The sequence below is a fragment of the Agrobacterium sp. CCNWLW32 genome, from assembly GCF_037083425.1.
Classification (GTDB): Bacteria; Pseudomonadota; Alphaproteobacteria; order Rhizobiales; family Rhizobiaceae; genus Agrobacterium; species Agrobacterium radiobacter.
Genome location: NZ_JBAOJM010000007.1, coordinates 195,819 through 213,902, shown reverse-complemented (window position 1 = coordinate 213,902; position 18,084 = coordinate 195,819). Strand labels below are relative to the sequence as shown.

The window sequence follows — 18,084 nt, the reverse complement described above, 5'->3', positions numbered from 1 at the left end:
TCATGACGACACCGGAACTGACGAAAGAACGCGATCTCAGGGATTCAAAATCGGTCTGGGCCGATAGCCCGCGCATCGGCATCCGCAGCGGGCACACACCCGCCGCCGACCATTACGACACGATCGTCGTCGGCGCCGGCATCAGCGGCGCACTCGTATCCCACGCCCTGCAAAGGCCGGGTCAATCCATGCTCATCATCGACCGGCGCGAACCGGTCATGGGCAGCAGCGTGGCAAGCACCGCGATGATACAGCACGAGATCGACACGCCGCTGACGGAACTCAGAAAGATGATCGGCAGGCCCGCGGCCGACAGGGCATGGCAGCGTTCCGCACGCGCCGTCCTGCGTCTGGAGGAAGTCGTCTCCTCGCTTGGCATCTCCTGCAGCATGAAGCGCAAGCAGGCGCTTTATCTCGCCGGAGACGACATGGGATCGCGCGCGTTGAAAGCCGAAGCGGCCGCGCGCGAAGAAGCTGGCATCGAAGCCCGCTTCCTCTCCGCTGCAGAACTGCGAGAGCAATATGGGCTGGACCGGACCGCCGCCATCCTCAGCGATATCTCGGCCTCCGCCAATCCCGCACAGCTGACGGCCGGCCTTTTGCGCCATACGGCCGGCGCAGGCGCCGAAATCGTCTCCCAGCTTGAGATCACCGATCTTAGAAACCTCGGCAACGAGGTTGTCCTCGCCACCGCCGGCGGCAAGATCCTTTCCGCACGCAATGTCGTTTTCTGCACCGGCTATGAATTCCTGAAAATGCTGGAGAGCCCGAAACACCAGATCATTTCCACCTGGGCTCTGGCGAGCAAAAAGCGGCTCGATCTACCCGGCTGGCTGGAGAACCATATCGTCTGGGAAGCGTCCGATCCCTATCTTTACCTGCGCACCGACCGCGAGGGGAGGATGATCGCCGGAGGCGAGGACGAGGAAAACCCCACCGCCTATCTGTCGGAGCGCAAGCTTTCCGCGAAGGCGAAGACGATCAGCTGCAAGATCGAAAGGCTTCTTGGCGTCGATATGGGAGAGCCGGACTATCGCTGGGCCGCGGCCTTCGGCACCACCACCACCGGCCTGCCCCTGATCGGCGCGGTGCCGGGTATGAAAAACGTCTATGCCGTGATGGGTTTCGGCGGCAATGGCATCACCTTCAGCCAGATCGCCGCCGAAATCGTGGCGGCCGCCGTTAATGGCGGCAAGGACCCGGACGCCGATCTCTTCCGTTTCGGCTGATGCCCGTCAATCCTCCTTGATGCCGGTGGCCACCTGCAAGCGCCGGAGCGTCCAAAGGACAACGATACCGGCGCCGGCGGCGACAAGGGCAAGCGGCCACATGCCGAGACCTGCCGAGAGGCCGATTGCCGCCGAAAGCCATATGCTGGCGCCCGTCGTCAGGCCTTTGACATCCCCTCTCGTATAAACGACCACACCCGCTGCGAGAAAGGCGATGCCCGCCGTCACGGCTTCCACCAGACGGATAGGATCGAGCCGCGCGGCCTCATGACCTTCCGCCATCGTCTCCATCATATGAATGGTGATGATGCAGAAGGTGACGGCAGCAAGGCCGATGAGCATGTTGGTGCGCAAACCGGCCGTGTTCTTGTGAAACTCCCGCTCCAGACCGATCAGGCCGCACAGGATGACCGCGCCAAACACGCGCACCAGCAGTACCTCGAAGGGGATGGAAATATTCATGGAAAATTCTTCTGCAAGGCTCTGGGGCACGTCATGTCTCCTCCCGACATTTATTCCCACTAAGTTCGGAAAGGCTGCGTTGGTTCCGCGCAGCAATATAAACGTTGCGCGCAACCGAGCCGGAACCATGGCAGCGGCAAAGGGTTTGTCTCCCGTGCGCATGGGCGCACATCATGCATTTTCACACATGGGAGAAGGACCAATGGCCGAGAAGAAACTCGACGACCTGTTTTACGACACGCTGAAGGACATCTACTACGCCGAAAGGCAGATCCTGAAGGCCCTGCCGAAAATGGCGCGGGCGGCAACCGACCCGAAGCTTAAACAGGCCTTTGAAAAGCACAAGGAAGAAACCCAGGGCCACGTCGAACGCCTGCAGGAAGTGTTCGAGATCATTGGCAAGCGCGCACAGGGCAAGACCTGCGAAGCCATCCAGGGCATTATCGCCGAGGGCGAGGAGATAATGGAGGACTTCAAAGGCACACCCGCGCTTGATGCCGGTCTCGTTTCATCAGCACAGGCGGTCGAACACTATGAGATCGCCCGCTATGGGACCCTGAAGGCCTGGGCGGAAAAGCTGGGCCACACGAAGGCGGTTTCGCTGCTGGATGCCACGCTCAAGGAAGAGGCAAAGACCGACGATGCGCTGACCGCGCTCGCCGAGACTTCGGTCAACGCCGCCGCCCAGAAAAAGGCCGCGTAATACCCTCAACAACAAAAACCGGAATGGTCACCCATTCCGGTTTTTTATGTGTCTTGAAGACTGCAGAGATTACGGCAGGGTATAGGCGATCACATAATCGCCCGGCTTGGTTCCGACGGAACCGTGACCACCTGCAACCATCACTACATATTGCTTGCCGCCCTCCAGCGCATAGGTCATGGGCGTTGCCTGGCCGCCGGCCGGCAGGCGCGCTTCCCATAGCTGCTTGCCGGTGGTGAGGTCATAGGCGCGCAGATAGTTGTCGACGGCAGCACCGAGGAAGGCCACGCCACCCTTGGTGATCATCGGCCCGCCAATACCAGGCACACCCACCTTGAAGGGCAGTGGCAGCGGCGTCATGTCATAGACCGTGCCGTTCTTGTGCTTGTAGGCGATATCGCCGGTACGCAGGTCGGCACCCGTGACATAACCCCATGGCGGGGCCTGGCACGGGATTTTCAGCGGACCGAGGAACGGGCCCATGAACACGCCATAGGGCGCGCCATCATTGCGGTTCAGGCCCTGTTCGCTACCCTTCTCGTCCTGACCCTTCGGCGGAATGTCGGCGCGCGGCACGAGCTGCGAGGTGAAGGCGAGATAGGTCGGCATGCCGAACATGACCTGGCGTTCGGGGTCGACCGCGACGCTGCCCCAGTTGAAGGTGCCGAAATTGCCGGGATAGATGATCGAGCCGGTCAGTGACGGCGGCGTATAGCGGCCCTTGTAGTTCAGCTGATGGAAGCGGATGCGGCAGGCGAGTTGGTCGAACATGGAGACGCCCCACATGTCCTTTTCCTGCAATGGCTCCGGCTTGAACGACAAGGCCGTCGTCGGCTGCGTCGGTGAGGTGAAGTCCTCAGGGATCGCACCGCCCGGCGCCGGCTCCTCCGTGATCGGCAGAAGCGGCTCGCCGGTGCGCCGGTCGAGAACGTAGATATCGCCCTGCTTGGTCGGGCCGACGAGAGCCGGGATGGTCTGACCGTCCTTGGTGATGTCGAGCAGCACTGGCTGGGCCGGCACGTCCATGTCCCAGAGATCGTGATGAACCGTCTGGCGCACCCAGCGATCCTTGCCGGTGTTGATATCGAGCGCGACGATGGAGGAGGAATATTTCTCCACATTCTCGCTGCGGCCCATACCGAGCTGATCGGGCACCTGATTGCCGAGCGGGATATAAACGAGACCGAGGCCTTCATCATAACTGAAGACCGACCAGCTGTTGGGCGAATTGGTGGTGTAGGTTTCACCCGCCGCAATCGGTTCGGTTTTCGCCGGATTGCCGGAATCCCAGTTCCAGACGAGCGCACCGCTATTCACATCGAAAGCGCGGATGACACCGGACTGTTCCTGCGTGGAATAGTTGTCGTTCACCGCGCCGCCGATGATGATCTTGCCCGCCGCGATGACCGGCGGCGAGGTCGAATAATAATAACCGGCGGGATTGTACTTCATGCCCTGCTCAAGATGCAGCACACCCTGATCGGCAAAAGACGTGCAGACCTGACCGGTGGCCGCGTCAAGCGCGATCAGCCGCGCATCCGAGGTCGGCAGGTAGACGCGTTGGGCGCAGGCCGTGCCTTCAGCAGCATTGGGCTCGGCATAATAGGACACGCCGCGGCAGGTCTGGTGCTGGCGGTCCGGATTAAGACCGACATTCGGGTCGTATTTCCACTTTTCCTTGCCGGTGGCGGCATCGATGGCAATCGCCCAATTATGCGGTGTGCAGATATAAAGCGTATTGCCGATCTTGAGCGGCGTCACCTGATACGTGGTTTCCCCCACATCATCAGGCAGCTTCACATCGCCAGTCTGGTAACGCCAGGCCTCCTTGAGCTGCGAGACATTCTCGACATTGACCTGGGTCAGCGGCGAATAACGCTGTCCATAGGGCGTGCGGCCATATTGATGCCAGTCACCGTCAGGCACATTGCCGCCATAGGCGGGCGTCGCCGAGGCGGTTTCCTGCGGCAGGGAACCTGCCGTGTCGTGTGGATCCTGCGCCATGGAATATCCGGCCACGACGATGGAGGCGAGCACGGATAGCGCAAGCGGCCAGGCGTTCGGCCCATAGCGAAGCCCGGTGGGGCTCGCAAAACCGAGCGGCTTCCGGACCCATGGAACCAGAAGCCACAGCCCGATGAGAATGACGATGCCACCGCGCGGGCCAAGCTGCCACCAGTCGAAGCCAACTTCCCAGATAGCCCAGGCGAGCGTGGCGACAATGAAGACGGCATAGACGTGAAGGGCTGCGCGATTGCGCTTGAACAGCAGAACGGCCGTCAACAGGAAGGCCAGTCCGGAAAGCACGTAATAAAAGCTCCCGCCCAGCATGACGAGCTGAGAGCCGAAACCGAACAGCCCAAGACCGATCAGCGTAAGAACAACTGCAGTGACGGTGACTGCCATGAATGAAACCCCCGATTCCTGTCACTTTGCGTGAAATGAAATCGGGCGCAATCTGGTTCCATGGAAATTATCATCATCGCGAAAAAACTTCACGCTAGGGTGGTCACGGGTTTTGCGGCGCCCCTGTCGAATCCTGTGGCGAGGGGTTTGTCTCTGTCGATGACGGTGGTTGCGCGCGGCCATTCGCGGGATTGTTGTCGAAGCTTCCCGATCCGGACGGCTGCTGCGGCACCGGCGCAGTCTCGGTCTGCGGGTTCTGTGGCAGGTTCTGGTCGGGTTCGAAAACGGAATATTCGACGACAGCCCAGACCACCAATGCAAGAAGCACGCTGACGATCAGAATGACAAGGACGGGACGTCCGCGCGATCCCTGCCGCGCACGCGTTGCCGTTTCGCTTTTCGGAGTATCCCGACTGTCGAGATAGCTGGCATTTTCTCTGGCCATGTCTTTCACTCCCTGTAACCCTGTTGATCTAATCCTTGGGGTCAGGGTTTTGTTCCAGATCGCCGGAGAACGACGTTAACCGCACTCGGCCGGCAAACGCGCCCTGTCACAGTCTTCCGCATCCAGCGCGCTGAAGCTTTGTCCAAGGCCGAGCCAGGAAACCGGCAGGCGTGCTTCGCCGTCGTCCGTTTCCGATGGATCGTCTGAGGAGCTGTCAAAATTCGCCGAAGGCGGGGGCGATGGCGGCCTGTGAAATGTGGCGCCGGAAAAGGAGAGGTGTTGTTTTACCGCATGGCGCCATTGGCGACACAGGTCCAGAAAAGCGAGGATTCTCAGTATCATGATTGTCAGGCAATATATTGATAAAAATAACGCGCCCTGTTTGGCACGTCTGGAAGACATGCGCATCCCCATCGCGCCGCAGCCGCAGCGAATGGTCGGATTGTGCCAACAAACCGTCATAAAGTGTCAGAACGGCGCGCGGCCAATCGTCATCAGCGGCCGAGCTGCACGATCCAGCGTGTCCATTCCGCGCTATCCGGCTTCAGAATATCCGACGTGAGGTCACGGTTTTCCGAAGCGAAATGCCGCATCTGACGCGGCGAAAGGCCGAAAGTCTTCTTGAAGACGCGGCTGAAATTTTCCGGATTGGTGAAACCATAGGACGCGGCAACCTCGGCAATCGTCATATGCGCCGATTGTGGTGCCCGCAGGAAATCCATCGCGCGTTCGAGACGTCGGTGGGTGATGCAGGCCGAAAACCCGCCAAGCGGCTCGAAGAGCCGGTAGACGGTGCGTCGCGACACACCGAATTCGCCCATGACCTTTTCCACCGACAGGGCCGGATCGAGAAGGTGACTGTCGATATAACGGCGGATGGATGCCCTGAGCGCCCGCTGCACGCCCTGCGCATTGTCGTGCCCGACATGATTGTTGATGGCGGCCGCAGCCAGTTCCAGAAGCGGCGAGACCGTGGCTGCGCCCTCGCTGGCGTTCATGACGTCGAAATGGCGATAGATGCTCGTCATCGTTTCGCGCAGCAGCGATACCAGCGGCAAACCGGCCGGCAGCACGCGTTCATGATGATTGCCGGAACCGCCAAGCCTGCCTTCCAGCAGCCGGCGCGGCACGACGAGGCTGAGATGATCATGATCCGACGTGGCAGTGGCCAGCGGCTGCGCCATATCGATGAGATAGAGGTCGCCGGGGCCTGCGGTCTCGCCCGAACCGCGCCGCGACATGCTCTTCCCGCTGGCGTAAAATTGCAGAAGAAAACCGTCCATGCCGTCGCGGGCAAGCTTGTGGCGCGATCGGTCGAAATCCTGCGCCGAGGACTGGGTGCGACCGAGCGCAACATTCCCGATGAAAGCGGCGTCCACGCTGGCGAAAAAACCGTCATCCTGCGAGCGGCGCAGGCGGGCATCAAAAAGCACGTTGATCGAATCCCGCCACAACGCCATGGCGTCGCGTTTCGGCACCTGGCGCGTATCGAAGCGCGAACGCGCCAGCGGCGCTTCAAAAGACCCTGTGTTCATCATGCCGCTTTTCCGTGAACACGGCGCTACCCCCACCGTTCCCGAAAACTATACAGGATTGAAATCGCCTAACAATACCGGAAACCAGCGCGATCGTTCGCTTCAGACGCGTGTGCGAAATTTATTTCGCCGTCCAGCCGCCATCGATCGAAATGGTGGTGCCGGTGATGGAGCGCGCCATATCGCCCGCGAGATAAAGCGCCATTTCCGCCACTTCTTCCGGTTGCACGAACCGTCTGGTCGGCTGCGGCGCAAGCATCACCTTCTTCACCACGTCCTCTTCGCTCATGCCGTGCACGCGCGCCTGATCGGCGACCTGGGCGGCGACAAGCGGGGTCCAGACATAACCGGGGCAGATGGCGTTACAGGTAATGCCGAGTTCGGCGACTTCCAGCGCCACGCTTTTCGTCAGACCCACCACCGCATGTTTGGTCGCCACATAAGGCCCCTTGAAGGGCGACGCGCGCAGGCCATGGGCGGAGGCGATGTTGACGATGCGGCCCCAGCCCCTTTCCTTCATGCCCGGCAGGGCCGCGTGGATGGTGTGAAAGGCGCTGTCGAGCGAGATGGCGACGATGCGGGAGAAATCGGCGAAATCGAACTCGTCGATCGGCGCAACCTTCTGGATGCCCGCATTGTTGACGAGGACGTCGATATGACCAAATTCGGCGATGACGGTTTCCGGCAGATGCGCGCTTTCATCATAATTGGCGAGATTGGCGGAAAAATAGACCGGCCTGTGCCGCGCCGCCTGTGCCACCATCTCCAGGGCCTGCGTCGCCTCCTCCGTCGTCTCTATGCCATGCACCGCGACCAGATATCCCGCTTCGGCGAAACGTTTGGCGATGGCGAGCCCGATGCCGCTGGTGGAACCCGTGACGAGCACGGTTTTCGGTTGATCCTCCATCGGCCTAGTCCTTCAGCTGCGGCAGGTTGCGGAAAAGTTCGAGCGCTTCAGGATTGGCAAGCGCATCGGCATTCTTCACCGGCCGGCCATGGATGGTATCGCGAACCGCGATTTCGGAAATCTTGCCCGAACGGGTGCGGGGAATGGCGCTGACGGCAATGATTTTTGCCGGGACATGCCGCGGCGTGGCGCCCGAACGGATGCGGCTGCGGATGGTTTTTTCCAGCTCTTCCGTCAGGGTCGCGCCGCCCTTCATGCGCAGGAAGAGGATGACCCTCTGGTCACCGTCGATATCCTGCCCGACGGCAATCGCCTCCTCCACTTCAGGCACGGTTTCCACTTGCCGGTAGATTTCCGCAGTCCCGATGCGGACCCCGCCGGGATTGAGGGTCGTGTCTGAACGCCCATGGATGACATATCCGCCCGAAGGGCGCATTTCGGCAAAATCGCCATGCGCCCAGATGCCGGGAAAGCGGTCGAAATAGGCGGCCTGATACCGCGAACCGTCCTCGTCGCCCCAGAACTTCACCGGCATGGACAGATGCGCATTGCGGCAGACGAGTTCACCGGCAACGCCGCGAACGGAATGGCCCTCATCATCCAGCGTGTCAATATCCATGCCGAGCATCGCACCCTGCAATTCGCCGCGATGCACGGGCTGCAGCGGATTGCCGCCGAGGAAACACGCGCAGATATCAGTACCGCCGGAAATGGAGGCGAGATGCACGTCAGCCTTCCAGTCGCGATAGATATAATCGAAGGATTGTGGGATGAGCGGCGAGCCGGTGGAAAGGATCGTTCTGAGCGACGAAAGGTCATGGCTTTCACTCGGCTTCAACCCGGCCTTCAGGCAGGCATCGATAAACTTCGCCGATGTGCCGAAAGTGGCGATCCGTTCGGCATCGATGAGATCGATCAGCCGCGCGGATGTTGGATAACCGGGATTGCCGTCATAGGTGACAAGCGTTGCACCGAGCGCCAGACCGGAGACCTGCCAGTTCCACATCATCCAGCCGCAGGTGGTGAAATAGAAGAAACGCTCGCCTTCCTGAATATCGCATTGCAGTTTCAGCTCCTTCATATGCTGAAGAAGCAGGCCGCCGCCGGAATGGGTGATGCATTTCGGCTTGCCTGTTGTACCCGAGGAATAAAGGATCGCCAGCGGCGCCTTGACGGGCAGACGATTGAAGGCAATCTCGCCCGCCGCATAAGGCGCGACGAAATCCTTGAGCGTCACACAGCCGAGATCGGCGAGGCTTTCGGGAACGGCATCGCCGATCAGCACGATCTTTTCAGGAGCCGCACTTTCCGCCACCGCACGGATGGTCGGGCCGACATCGATGCGTTTGCCGGCATAACCATATTCCGACACGGCGATGAGAATTTTCGGGTCGATCTGCGACAGGCGGTCGGAAGCGCCGGCCGGGCCGAAATCCGGCGAGCAGGATGACCAGATGGCTCCAATGGCGCTGACAGCCAGATAGCTGACGATCGCCTCGATATCATGGGTGACGATGGCGCCGACGCGGTCGCCTTCCTTCACGCCCGCATCAACGAGCGCCTGCACCATCAGGGACACTTCGTCGTAAAGCTGTCTGCGGCTGATCTCGCGGCGCGTGCCATCGTCGCGATGGGCGATGATGGCCAGCCGATCGTCGGCATCGCGCAGCAGATTTTCGGCGTAACTGAGCCTTGCGCCCGGATAGAACTCAGCGTCTCGTATAGTCTTGCCGGGTTTGAATGCCGTTTCGCTGCGGGTTCCGATAATGCCGAGCTCGTCCCAAAGCGCATCGTAAAATTCGTTCGGCGCGTCGATCGACCAACGCAGCAGGCCGGCGTAGTCATCAGCCGCCTGCTTGTGCAGCTCTGCAGTTCTGGCCGCGAATGAAAACAGAGCCGAGTGCTTCACCCTCTTTTCGGGCGGTGCCCATAAGATGTCGGATGGCGCGGCGTCCGTCATGCTTTGCCCCCGCGCAGCATTTCGACGATGGCGGAGAAATCACGCCCGCCGCTCCCGTCATCAACGAAATTCTCATAAAGCGCCGCCGCAGCTGCGCCGAGCGGGGTGGAGGCCCCGGCACCGTTCGCAGCCTCCTGCGAAAGCTTCAGATCCTTGAGCATCAAGGCCGCCGCAAATCCGGGCTGGTAATCCTTGTTGGCTGGTGATGTCGGCACCGGTCCCGGCACCGGGCAATAGGTGGTGAGCGACCAGCATTGCCCCGAAGAGGTGGAGGCGACATCGAACAGCGCCTGATGCGAAAGGCCGAGTTTTTCGCCCAGCACGAAGGCTTCGGAAACGGCGATCATGGAAATGCCGAGGATCATGTTGTTGCAGATCTTGGCAGCCTGGCCGTTGCCGCCCTTGCCGCAATGCACGATCTTCTTGCCCATCGCCTCCAGCACCGGCTTCGCCGCAGAGAAGGCCTCCGCTTCGCCGCCGCACATGAAGGTCAGGGTGCCGGCAGCAGCGCCACCCGTGCCCCCGGAGACCGGCGCGTCAACAGAGGGGCAACCGGCGGAAGCGGCCAGTTCATGCGCCTTCAGCGCGCTTTCCATATCCACCGTCGAGCAATCGATGAGCAGCGTGCCGGCAGAGATCTTTTTAACCAGATCGCCATAGGCGGAAACGACATGTTCGCCCTTCGGCAGCATGGTGATGATCACCTCAGCCGCTTCGATGGCCTCGGCGGAATCCGCGGCAACGGGAATGCCCGCCTCTTTCGCCGCCGCGCGGCAGGCGTCGGCAAGATCGTAACCCCTGACGGCATAACCCGCCTTGACGAGATTGGCGGCCATCGGCAGGCCCATATGTCCCAGCCCGAGAAAAGCGACGGTCTTCATCGGTGCGCTCCTTTCAACGATTATCCGCAAGGATCATGTCGGCGGCCTTTTCGGCAATCATGATCGTCGGCGAATTGGTATTTCCGGATGTGATGCGCGGCATGACGGAGGCGTCGGCAACGCGCAGCCCGGCAAGCCGCCGGAACTTCAGCCGTGCATCGACAACGCTTTCCATATCCGACCCCATGCGCAGCGTGCCGACGGGGTGGAAGATGGTGGTGCCGATATCGCCCGCCGCTTTGGCGAGATCATTGTCATTTTCAAAGGAGGGGCCGGGCCGGTATTCCTCCGGCTTGAAGCGTGCGAAGGCCGGCTGGGCGACGATGCGGCGCGTCAGCCGCATGGCGTCGATCGCCACCTGCCGGTCGCCTTCGGTGGAAAGATAGTTCGGGCGGATTTCCGGCTGCATGGCGAAATCCGGTCCTTTCACATGCACTGAGCCGCGGCTTTCCGGCCGCAGATTGCAGACACTTGCGGTAATGGCGGGAAAAGTGTGAACCGGATCACCAAACTTGTCGAGCGAAACCGGCTGGACATGATATTCCAGATCGGCGGTTTCCTTTTCCGGCGAGGAGCGGGTGAAGACGCCGAGCTGGCTCGGCGCCATCGACATCGGCCCGGAGCGGGTGAGCGCATATTCGAGACCGATCCTCGCCTTGCCGAACAGGGTGGAGGCCCTTTCATTCAACGTCAGGACGCCGGAGACCTTGTAGACCATGCGCAGCTGCAGATGGTCCTGCAGGTTCTCGCCCACACCCTGGACCTCCGCCACCGTATCGATACCGGCAGCCTGCAACACATCGCCACGACCGACACCGGAAAGCTCCAGAATATGCGGCGAGCCGATCGCACCGGCGGACAGCACCGTCTCGCGCCGGGCGCGCATCTTTTTCAAGACGCCGTCATGGTGGAACTCCACGCCCGTCACCCGGCCTTCTTCGATGATGAGACGCTTGACATGCGCCTTGGTCAGAACCGTCAGGTTCTTGCGGCCAAGCGCCGGCTTCAGGAAGGCTTTTGCCGTGTTCCAGCGCCAGCCGGCCCGCTGGTTCACATCGAAATAACCGGCGCCTTCATTGTCGCCCCGGTTGAAATCATCGGTCGCGGGAATGCCGGCTTCTCCTGCCGCCCTCTGGAAGGCGTCAAGCACATCCCAGCGCACGCGCGCCTTCTCCACGCGCCATTCACCGCCGGCAGAGTGCAAGTCGCTTTTGCCGCGATAAAAATCTTCCGATTTCAGGAAATAGGGCAGGATGTCGTTCCACCCCCAGCCCTCGCAACCAAGCTGCCGCCAGAGATCATAGTCCCGCGCCTGCCCGCGCATATAGATCATGCCGTTGATGGAGGAGCAGCCGCCCAGCACCTTGCCGCGCGGATAGATCAGCGAACGGCCGTTAAGCCCCGGCTCTTCCGCCGTCTTGAAACACCAGTCGGTGCGCGGATTGTTGATGCAATAGAGATAACCGACCGGAATATGGATCCAGTGGTAGTTGTCGTTGCCGCCAGCCTCCAGCAGCAGCACGCGGTTGTTCGGATCTTTCGAAAGGCGGTTGGCGAGGACACATCCGGCACTCCCCGCTCCGATGACGATATAGTCATATTCGCCCATGCTTTTCTCCATGCGCCGCCCTTGCCGCACCGTCCCGGACGCGGGGGAAGCCTTTCAAGTGTTTTCAAAAATCTCTAGCCGCGGTGCTGGAAGCCGAGTTTTCTCCCGAGCCACGACGCATAAAATTCGCCGATCAGACCACGCCGGAACACCAGAACGCAGGCCATGAAGACAAGCCCGGTGATGATGGTGACCGGGAAATCCGATGTCGCGAGATAGTTCTGCAGGGTGACAACGAGACCCGCGCCGAAGATAGGGCCGATCATGGTGCCGATGCCGCCGAGCAGCGTCATCAGGATCACCTCGCCCGACATCTGCCAGGTGACGTCGGTCAGCGTCGCGAACTGGAAGACCAGCGCCTTCAGACCGCCCGCAAGACCGGCCAGCGCCGCCGACATGACGAAAGCACCCAGCTTGTAACGCTGCACGCTGTAACCCAGCGAAATGGCGCGCTGCTCGTTTTCACGGATCGACTTCAGGATCATGCCGAAGGGCGAGTTGACGAAACGCCAGATGACCAGAAGTGCCAGGACAAAGGCGGCCAGCACCGTGTAATAAATATTGAGCGGCGCATTGAGATCGAGAAGGCCGAAAAGATGGCCGCGCGGCACGCCCTGCAAGCCGTCCTCGCCATGGGTAAACGGCGCCTGAAGGCAGAAGAAATAAAACATCTGCGATAGCGCGAGCGTAATCATGGCGAAATAGATGCCCTGACGGCGAATGGCGAAAAAGCCGATGACGAGGCCGAGAAGGGCCGCGCCCGCCATGCCGATGACAAGGCCGATCTCCGGCGTAACGCCCCATTCCTTCACCGAATAGGCGGTGAAATAGGCGGCGCCGCCGAAAAACGCCGCATGGCCGAAGGACAACAGCCCCGTATAACCGATCAGCAGGTTGAAGGCGCAGGCGAACAGCGCAAAGCACAGAAGCTTCATCAGAAAGATCGGGTAAACGAACATCGGCGCGGCGATCAACACGGCAAGACCCGCCAGTATGAGAACGGTCTTGATGGTTCCGGCGGTCGCGGAAACTTCCGTCTGCGGCAGCGTGCCGGCAGTGGGGCTATGGGTGGCTTTGGACATATCAGGCGTCCTTTCCGAAAAGTCCGGCGGGGCGGATGAGCAGCACAAAGGCCATGATGACGAAGATGACGATATTGGAGGCTTCCGGGTAGAACACCTTGGTGAGGCCCTCTGCGACGCCCAGCATGTAACCGGTGACGATGGCGCCCATGATCGACCCCATGCCGCCGACCACGACAACCGCGAAGACGACGATGATGAGGTTGGTGCCCATCAGCGGCGAGACCTGATAGATGGGCGCGGCGAGAACCCCGGTGAACCCGGCAAGGCCCGCACCCAGCGCGTAGGTCAGCGTCAGGAGAACGGGCACATTGATGCCGAAAGCCTGCACCAATGTCGGGTTTTCGGTGGCAGCGCGCAGATAGGAGCCAAGACGCGTCTTTTCGATCAAAGCCCAGGTGGCAATGCAGACGATGAGTGAAATCACGACGACGAAAGCGCGGTAATTCGGCAGGAACATGAAGCCGAGATTGGTGCCGCCGGCAAGCTCGCGGGGAACCGAATAGGGCTGGCCCGCCGCGCCATAAAGCCAGCGGAACGTGCCTTCCACCACCAGCGCCAGGCCGAAGGTGAAAAGCAGCCCGTAAAGCGGATCGAGATCATAAAGCCGCGACAGCAGGAAGCGTTCGATGATCGCGCCGAAAAGTGCGACGACAAGCGGCGTGACGATGAGCGCCACCCAGAAAGTGATGCCGAAATACTGAAGGCCGAGAAAGGCCACGAAAGCGCCGAGCATATATTGCGCGCCATGGGCAAAATTGATGACGCGCAGCAGGCCGAAAATGACGGCAAGGCCGAGCGACAGCAGCGCATAAAAGGACCCATTGATGAGGCCCACCAGCAATTGCCCGAGCAGTGCCTGAATTGGAACGCCGAAGATCATTGTCATGGTTAAACCCCCAGCACCTTGTTGAGCTCGCCCATGCGGCCGGAAAGCTCGCCGACCGGAAAATTGCTGACCATCTGGCCGTGATCCATCAGGTAGAAACGGTCAGCGATGCGGCTCGCAAAACGGAAATTCTGTTCGACCAGAACCACGGTCATGCCGCGGCTCTTCAGTTTCTGCAGCACCTCGCCGATGCGCTGCACGATGACGGGGGCAAGTCCCTCGGTCGGTTCGTCAAGCAGCAGCACCTTTACACCGGTGCGCAGGATGCGCGCCATGGCCAGCATCTGCTGCTCGCCGCCGGAAAGCTTGGTGCCGGGGCTGGTGCGGCGTTCGTAAAGATTGGGAAACAGCTCGTAGATTTCATCGAGCGTCATGCCACCGGATGCGACGACGGGCGGTAGCTTCAGATTTTCCTCGACGCTCAGCGTCGCGAAGATGCCGCGCTCTTCCGGCACAAAACCAAGACCGTATTTCGCCGTGCGATGCAGCGGCACCGGCATCAGATCCTTGCCGCCGAGCTTGATGACGCCCTTGCGGTTGCGGATGATGCCCATGATGGTGCGCAGCGTCGTGGTCTTGCCCACGCCGTTGCGTCCGAGAATGGTGATGGTTTCGCCTTCGCCGACGGTCAGGTCGACGCCGTGCAGGGCCTGGCTTTCGCCGTACCAGGATTTCAGGTTGGAGACTTCGAGCATTGCCGCCATATCAAGCCTCCTCCGTGCCCATGTAAGCCGTGCGCACGCGCGGATCAGCGGAAACGGCGGCATAATCGCCTTCCGCCAGAATTTCCCCCCGCTGCAGCACCGTGACGTGGTGGCAGATATCGGCCACGACCTTCAGATTGTGTTCGACCATCAGCACCGCACGGGTTTTGGCCACCTCGCGGATGAGCTCGGCGACATGCGAGACATCTTCCCCGCCCATACCGGCCATCGGCTCATCAAGCAGCAGCACCTTCGGGTCGAGCGCCAGCGTGGTGGCGATTTCGAGAACGCGCTTGCGACCATAGGAAAGATCGGCCGCAAGCGCATGTTTTTCCCGCGTCAGGCCAACCGTTGCGATCAGCTCCTCGGCGCGCGCATTGAGCCTGTCGAGCGACGACAGGGGTAACCAGAATTGCGTTGAAAGGTTGTTGGGCCTTTGCAACGCCACCCGCACATTCTCCAGAACCGTTAGATGCGGAAACACCGCCGATATCTGGAAGGACCTGACGAGGCCGAGACGCGCCACCTTGTCCGGCGGCGTCCTTGTTATGTCCGTTTCCATGAAGGTGATCGCCCCGCCCGTCGGCTGGAGAAACTTGGTCAACAAATTGAAGACCGTAGTCTTGCCGGCGCCGTTCGGGCCGATCAGCGCATGCACGCGGGCGTGATGCACGTCGAGATCGACGTTTTTCACGGCTGCGAATGCACCGAAGGTCTTGGTGAGACCACGCGCCGAAAGAACGACGCGAGGTTCGGCCTGCCCGGCGGGGGCGGGAGCGATCGTCATGAAACTTTCCCCTTTATTGCGTCAGTCTTTTATTGCGTTACCAGCGGGCAACCGCTTTTTGCGGGGTCCATGAAGGCTTCCTTGCCGGGAATGGTGGCGAGCACCTTGTAATAATCCCACGGCTGCTTGCTCTCGTCCGGCTTCTTCACTTCCATGAGATACATGTCGTGGATCATGCGGCCATTGGCGGCCACATGGCCATCCTTCGAGAAGACGTCGTTGACGGGCATTTCCTTCATGGCCTTGGCGACGGCATCAGCATCGTCGGTGCCGGCCTTTTCGATGGCTTTCAGGTAATGCAGCACGGCGGAATAGGTGCCGGCATGCACCATGTTCGGCATGGCGCCGGTGCGTTCCTTGAAGCGTTCGCCGAATTTGCGCGATTCATCGTCGCGGTCCCAATAAAAGCCTTCCGTCAGCGTCAGGCCCTGGGCTGCTTCAAGACCGAGGCCGTGGACTTCGGCGAGCGTGAAGAGAAGAGCCGCAAGCCGCTGGCCGCCGGCGACGATGCCGAATTCGGCCGCCTGCTTGATGGCGTTGGAGGTATCGAGACCGGCATTGGCAAGACCGATGACCTTCGCGCCCGAGGACTGCGCCTGCAGCAGGAAGGAGGAATAATCCGTCGTGGCAAGCGGATGGCGCACGGAGCCCAGCACCTTGCCGCCATTGGCCTTGACGAAATTCGCGGTATTTTCTTCCAGCGAATAACCGAAGGCATAATCTGCGGTCAGGAAGAACCAGCTGTCGCCGCCCTGCTTCACCAGCGCGCCGCCGGTGCCGACCGCCAGCGAATAGGTGTCATAGGCCCAATGGAAACCATAGGGGCTGCACTGCTTGCCGGTCAGTTCGGTGGTTGCCGCCCCGGTGTTGACGGTGATCTTCTTCTTGTCCTTGGAGAGCGCCTGCACGGCAAGGCCGACCGACGACGAGGTCAGCTCCATGATCGAATCGACCTGTTCGGTATCGTACCATTGGCGGGCGATATTGGAGGCCACATCCGCCTTGTTCTGGTGGTCGGCGGTCACCACCTCAACCGGCGCGTTCAGCACCTTGCCGCCGAAATCCTCAACCGCCATCTTCGCGGCTTCATAAGAGTACTTGCCGCCGAAATTGGCGTAGACACCCGACTGGTCGTTCAGGATACCGATCTTGACCTTGCCGTCTGAAATCTCGGCGGCATAAGCGGCGGTGCCCGCGGCCAGTGCCATGGCCGTGGATAAAAGGATACTCTTGCGCATGACTTCTCCTCCCAGAGATGATTGCGAGCCTCAGATGGGTCTGTGCAATGGTGAACGAAACCGCGTCGGGGGTTTCCATGCCATTGCACCTGATTGGTCACACCGCCCTCCTCAAAGCGATGCATCCTGAGCCTAGACTTCTCGAATTCGGTCGTTGACACAAGAGCTGGGCATCATCAAATTGCGAACAGGAACTGTTCATTTTTGAACAGAACTCTTGATGGAAGACAAATATGGCCACCCCTTTCACCTGGGACGACCTGCAATATTTTCTGGCCGTGGCCCGCACCGGACAGCTCTCCTCGGCGGCGAGAAGCCTGCGCACCAGCCACGCCACCGTCTCCCGCCACATCGACCGGCTGGAATTCTCGCTTAAAACCAAGCTGTTCGAGAGAAACCCGCGTGGTTACGAGCTAACCACGGTCGGGCGGCGGCTGGTCGATACCGTCGAGCGCATCGAGGCGGAAGCGGAAAGATTGCAATCGGATATTTCCGAAAGCGGCAGCCTGCTGCGCGGCGTGGTGCGGCTCAGTGCGCCCGAGGGTTTTTCCAATTTTTTCTTCGTGGAAAGGCTGAAAGACTTCGCCATCACCCATCCTCACATCATGGTGGAGATGGTGACGATCCAGCAGATCATGGCGCTGTCGAGGAAGGAGGCGGATGTGGCGGTCACGCTCGACCCGCCGAAAGCCGGTCCCTACATCAACGAACAGATCATCGATTACACGCTGCATATCTATGCCTCGCGCTCTTATCTCGCCAGCCACCCGAAAATCACCCGGCGCGAGGATTTGCCCGATCATTTCTTTATCGGCTACGTGCAGGACCTGATCTTCTCACCGGGCCTCGATTATATGCGCGACGTGATGCCCGGCCTGCGTCCGGGCTTTCAGTCCTCAAGCATTTTCGCGCAGCTGACGGCAACGCTGAGCGGCAGGGGCCTGTGCATCCTGCCGAATTTCATCGCGGCACGTTTTCCAGACCTGCAGATGGTGCTTGCCGGTGAGGTGGAACTGCGGCGCGGCTACTGGCTGACCAGCCACCACGATCTCGCCAATGTGCCGCGGGTACGCTCTCTGATGGATTTCATCCTCACGACCGCACGCGCGCATGAAAATCTCTTCATCCTGGACCGCAGAACAATCGCCTGACGCGGTCATCGTTCACATTTCGGCGACACCGTGTTTACGGGTGGCCGATTGGAGGATGCGCACGGTTGCCTATATGACTGACAACAACGAAGCCGG

At 60.5% G+C, this 18,084-nt stretch carries 16 protein-coding genes; 3 read left to right on the top strand and 13 right to left on the bottom strand.

Features of this window, described 5'->3' with window-relative positions; translation table 11 throughout:
• Positions 1–2: 2 nt before the first annotated feature.
• Entirely contained in the window at positions 3–1,229 is a 1,227-nt protein-coding gene (locus V6R85_RS16765; RefSeq protein ID WP_111792993.1) for an NAD(P)/FAD-dependent oxidoreductase, read from the top strand.
• 6 nt (positions 1,230–1,235) lie between these two features.
• Here V6R85_RS16765 and V6R85_RS16760 read toward each other — a convergent pair whose 3' ends face one another.
• Positions 1,236–1,721: an MgtC/SapB family protein gene (locus tag V6R85_RS16760; protein ID WP_112207408.1), complete on the bottom strand. Its 486-nt coding sequence runs from the start codon at positions 1,719–1,721 to the stop codon at positions 1,236–1,238.
• Between the two features lie 172 nt (positions 1,722–1,893).
• Here V6R85_RS16760 and V6R85_RS16755 point away from each other — a divergent pair, with 172 nt between their 5' ends.
• Positions 1,894–2,394: a YciE/YciF ferroxidase family protein gene (locus V6R85_RS16755; RefSeq protein ID WP_020009970.1), complete on the top strand. Its 501-nt coding sequence runs from the start codon at positions 1,894–1,896 to the stop codon at positions 2,392–2,394.
• 69 nt (positions 2,395–2,463) lie between these two features.
• Here the strand turns inward: V6R85_RS16755 and V6R85_RS16750 are convergent, their stop codons facing one another.
• From V6R85_RS16750 to V6R85_RS16695, 12 genes are all read right to left on the bottom strand, one after another.
• Positions 2,464–4,800, bottom strand: coding sequence for a glucose/quinate/shikimate family membrane-bound PQQ-dependent dehydrogenase (locus V6R85_RS16750; protein WP_003508700.1), 2,337 nt, complete (start codon positions 4,798–4,800; stop codon positions 2,464–2,466).
• A 103-nt stretch (positions 4,801–4,903) separates the two neighbouring features.
• A complete protein-coding gene (locus tag V6R85_RS16745) occupies positions 4,904–5,245 on the bottom strand; it encodes a hypothetical protein (RefSeq protein WP_111784242.1) in 342 nt (113 codons plus the stop codon).
• A gap of 494 nt (positions 5,246–5,739) precedes the next feature.
• On the bottom strand, positions 5,740–6,783 hold the full coding sequence (locus tag V6R85_RS16740; protein WP_111792989.1) for a helix-turn-helix domain-containing protein: 1,044 nt from the start codon (positions 6,781–6,783) through the stop codon (positions 5,740–5,742).
• Between the two features lie 118 nt (positions 6,784–6,901).
• Positions 6,902–7,687: a 3-hydroxybutyrate dehydrogenase gene (locus tag V6R85_RS16735; RefSeq protein ID WP_111820670.1), complete on the bottom strand. Its 786-nt coding sequence runs from the start codon at positions 7,685–7,687 to the stop codon at positions 6,902–6,904.
• Positions 7,688–7,691: 4 nt separating this feature from the next.
• Complete coding sequence (locus V6R85_RS16730) at positions 7,692–9,647, bottom strand: acetoacetate--CoA ligase (protein ID WP_111792987.1); 1,956 nt, start codon at positions 9,645–9,647, stop codon at positions 7,692–7,694.
• Positions 9,644–10,528 carry a 3-hydroxyisobutyrate dehydrogenase gene (gene mmsB, locus V6R85_RS16725; RefSeq protein ID WP_111792986.1) on the bottom strand — a complete coding sequence of 295 codons (885 nt, stop codon included), beginning with the start codon at positions 10,526–10,528 and terminating at the stop codon, positions 9,644–9,646. The genes V6R85_RS16730 and mmsB overlap by 4 nt, the downstream gene beginning before the upstream one ends.
• 13 nt (positions 10,529–10,541) lie before the next feature.
• The gene (locus tag V6R85_RS16720; protein WP_060727512.1) at positions 10,542–12,137 is read right to left on the bottom strand and encodes a GMC family oxidoreductase; all 1,596 of its coding nucleotides are present in this window, start codon (positions 12,135–12,137) and stop codon (positions 10,542–10,544) included.
• A 74-nt stretch (positions 12,138–12,211) separates the two neighbouring features.
• Positions 12,212–13,219, bottom strand: a complete 1,008-nt coding sequence (locus tag V6R85_RS16715; RefSeq protein ID WP_003508689.1) for a branched-chain amino acid ABC transporter permease — start codon at positions 13,217–13,219, stop codon at positions 12,212–12,214.
• Between the two features lies 1 nt (position 13,220).
• On the bottom strand, positions 13,221–14,108 hold the full coding sequence (locus V6R85_RS16710) for a branched-chain amino acid ABC transporter permease (protein WP_026363562.1): 888 nt from the start codon (positions 14,106–14,108) through the stop codon (positions 13,221–13,223).
• Between the two features lie 2 nt (positions 14,109–14,110).
• The gene (locus V6R85_RS16705) at positions 14,111–14,812 is read right to left on the bottom strand and encodes an ABC transporter ATP-binding protein (RefSeq protein WP_020009981.1); all 702 of its coding nucleotides are present in this window, start codon (positions 14,810–14,812) and stop codon (positions 14,111–14,113) included.
• 1 nt (position 14,813) lies between these two features.
• Positions 14,814–15,599 (bottom strand): ABC transporter ATP-binding protein, encoded by a 786-nt coding sequence (locus V6R85_RS16700; protein ID WP_111792985.1) that lies wholly within the window; start codon positions 15,597–15,599, stop codon positions 14,814–14,816.
• 29 nt (positions 15,600–15,628) lie between these two features.
• A complete protein-coding gene (locus V6R85_RS16695) occupies positions 15,629–16,837 on the bottom strand; it encodes an ABC transporter substrate-binding protein (protein WP_060723414.1) in 1,209 nt (402 codons plus the stop codon).
• A gap of 233 nt (positions 16,838–17,070) precedes the next feature.
• Between V6R85_RS16695 and V6R85_RS16690 the strand changes: the two genes are divergently transcribed.
• Positions 17,071–17,988 (top strand): LysR family transcriptional regulator, encoded by a 918-nt coding sequence (locus V6R85_RS16690; RefSeq protein WP_031234580.1) that lies wholly within the window; start codon positions 17,071–17,073, stop codon positions 17,986–17,988.
• Positions 17,989–18,084 lie beyond the last annotated feature (96 nt).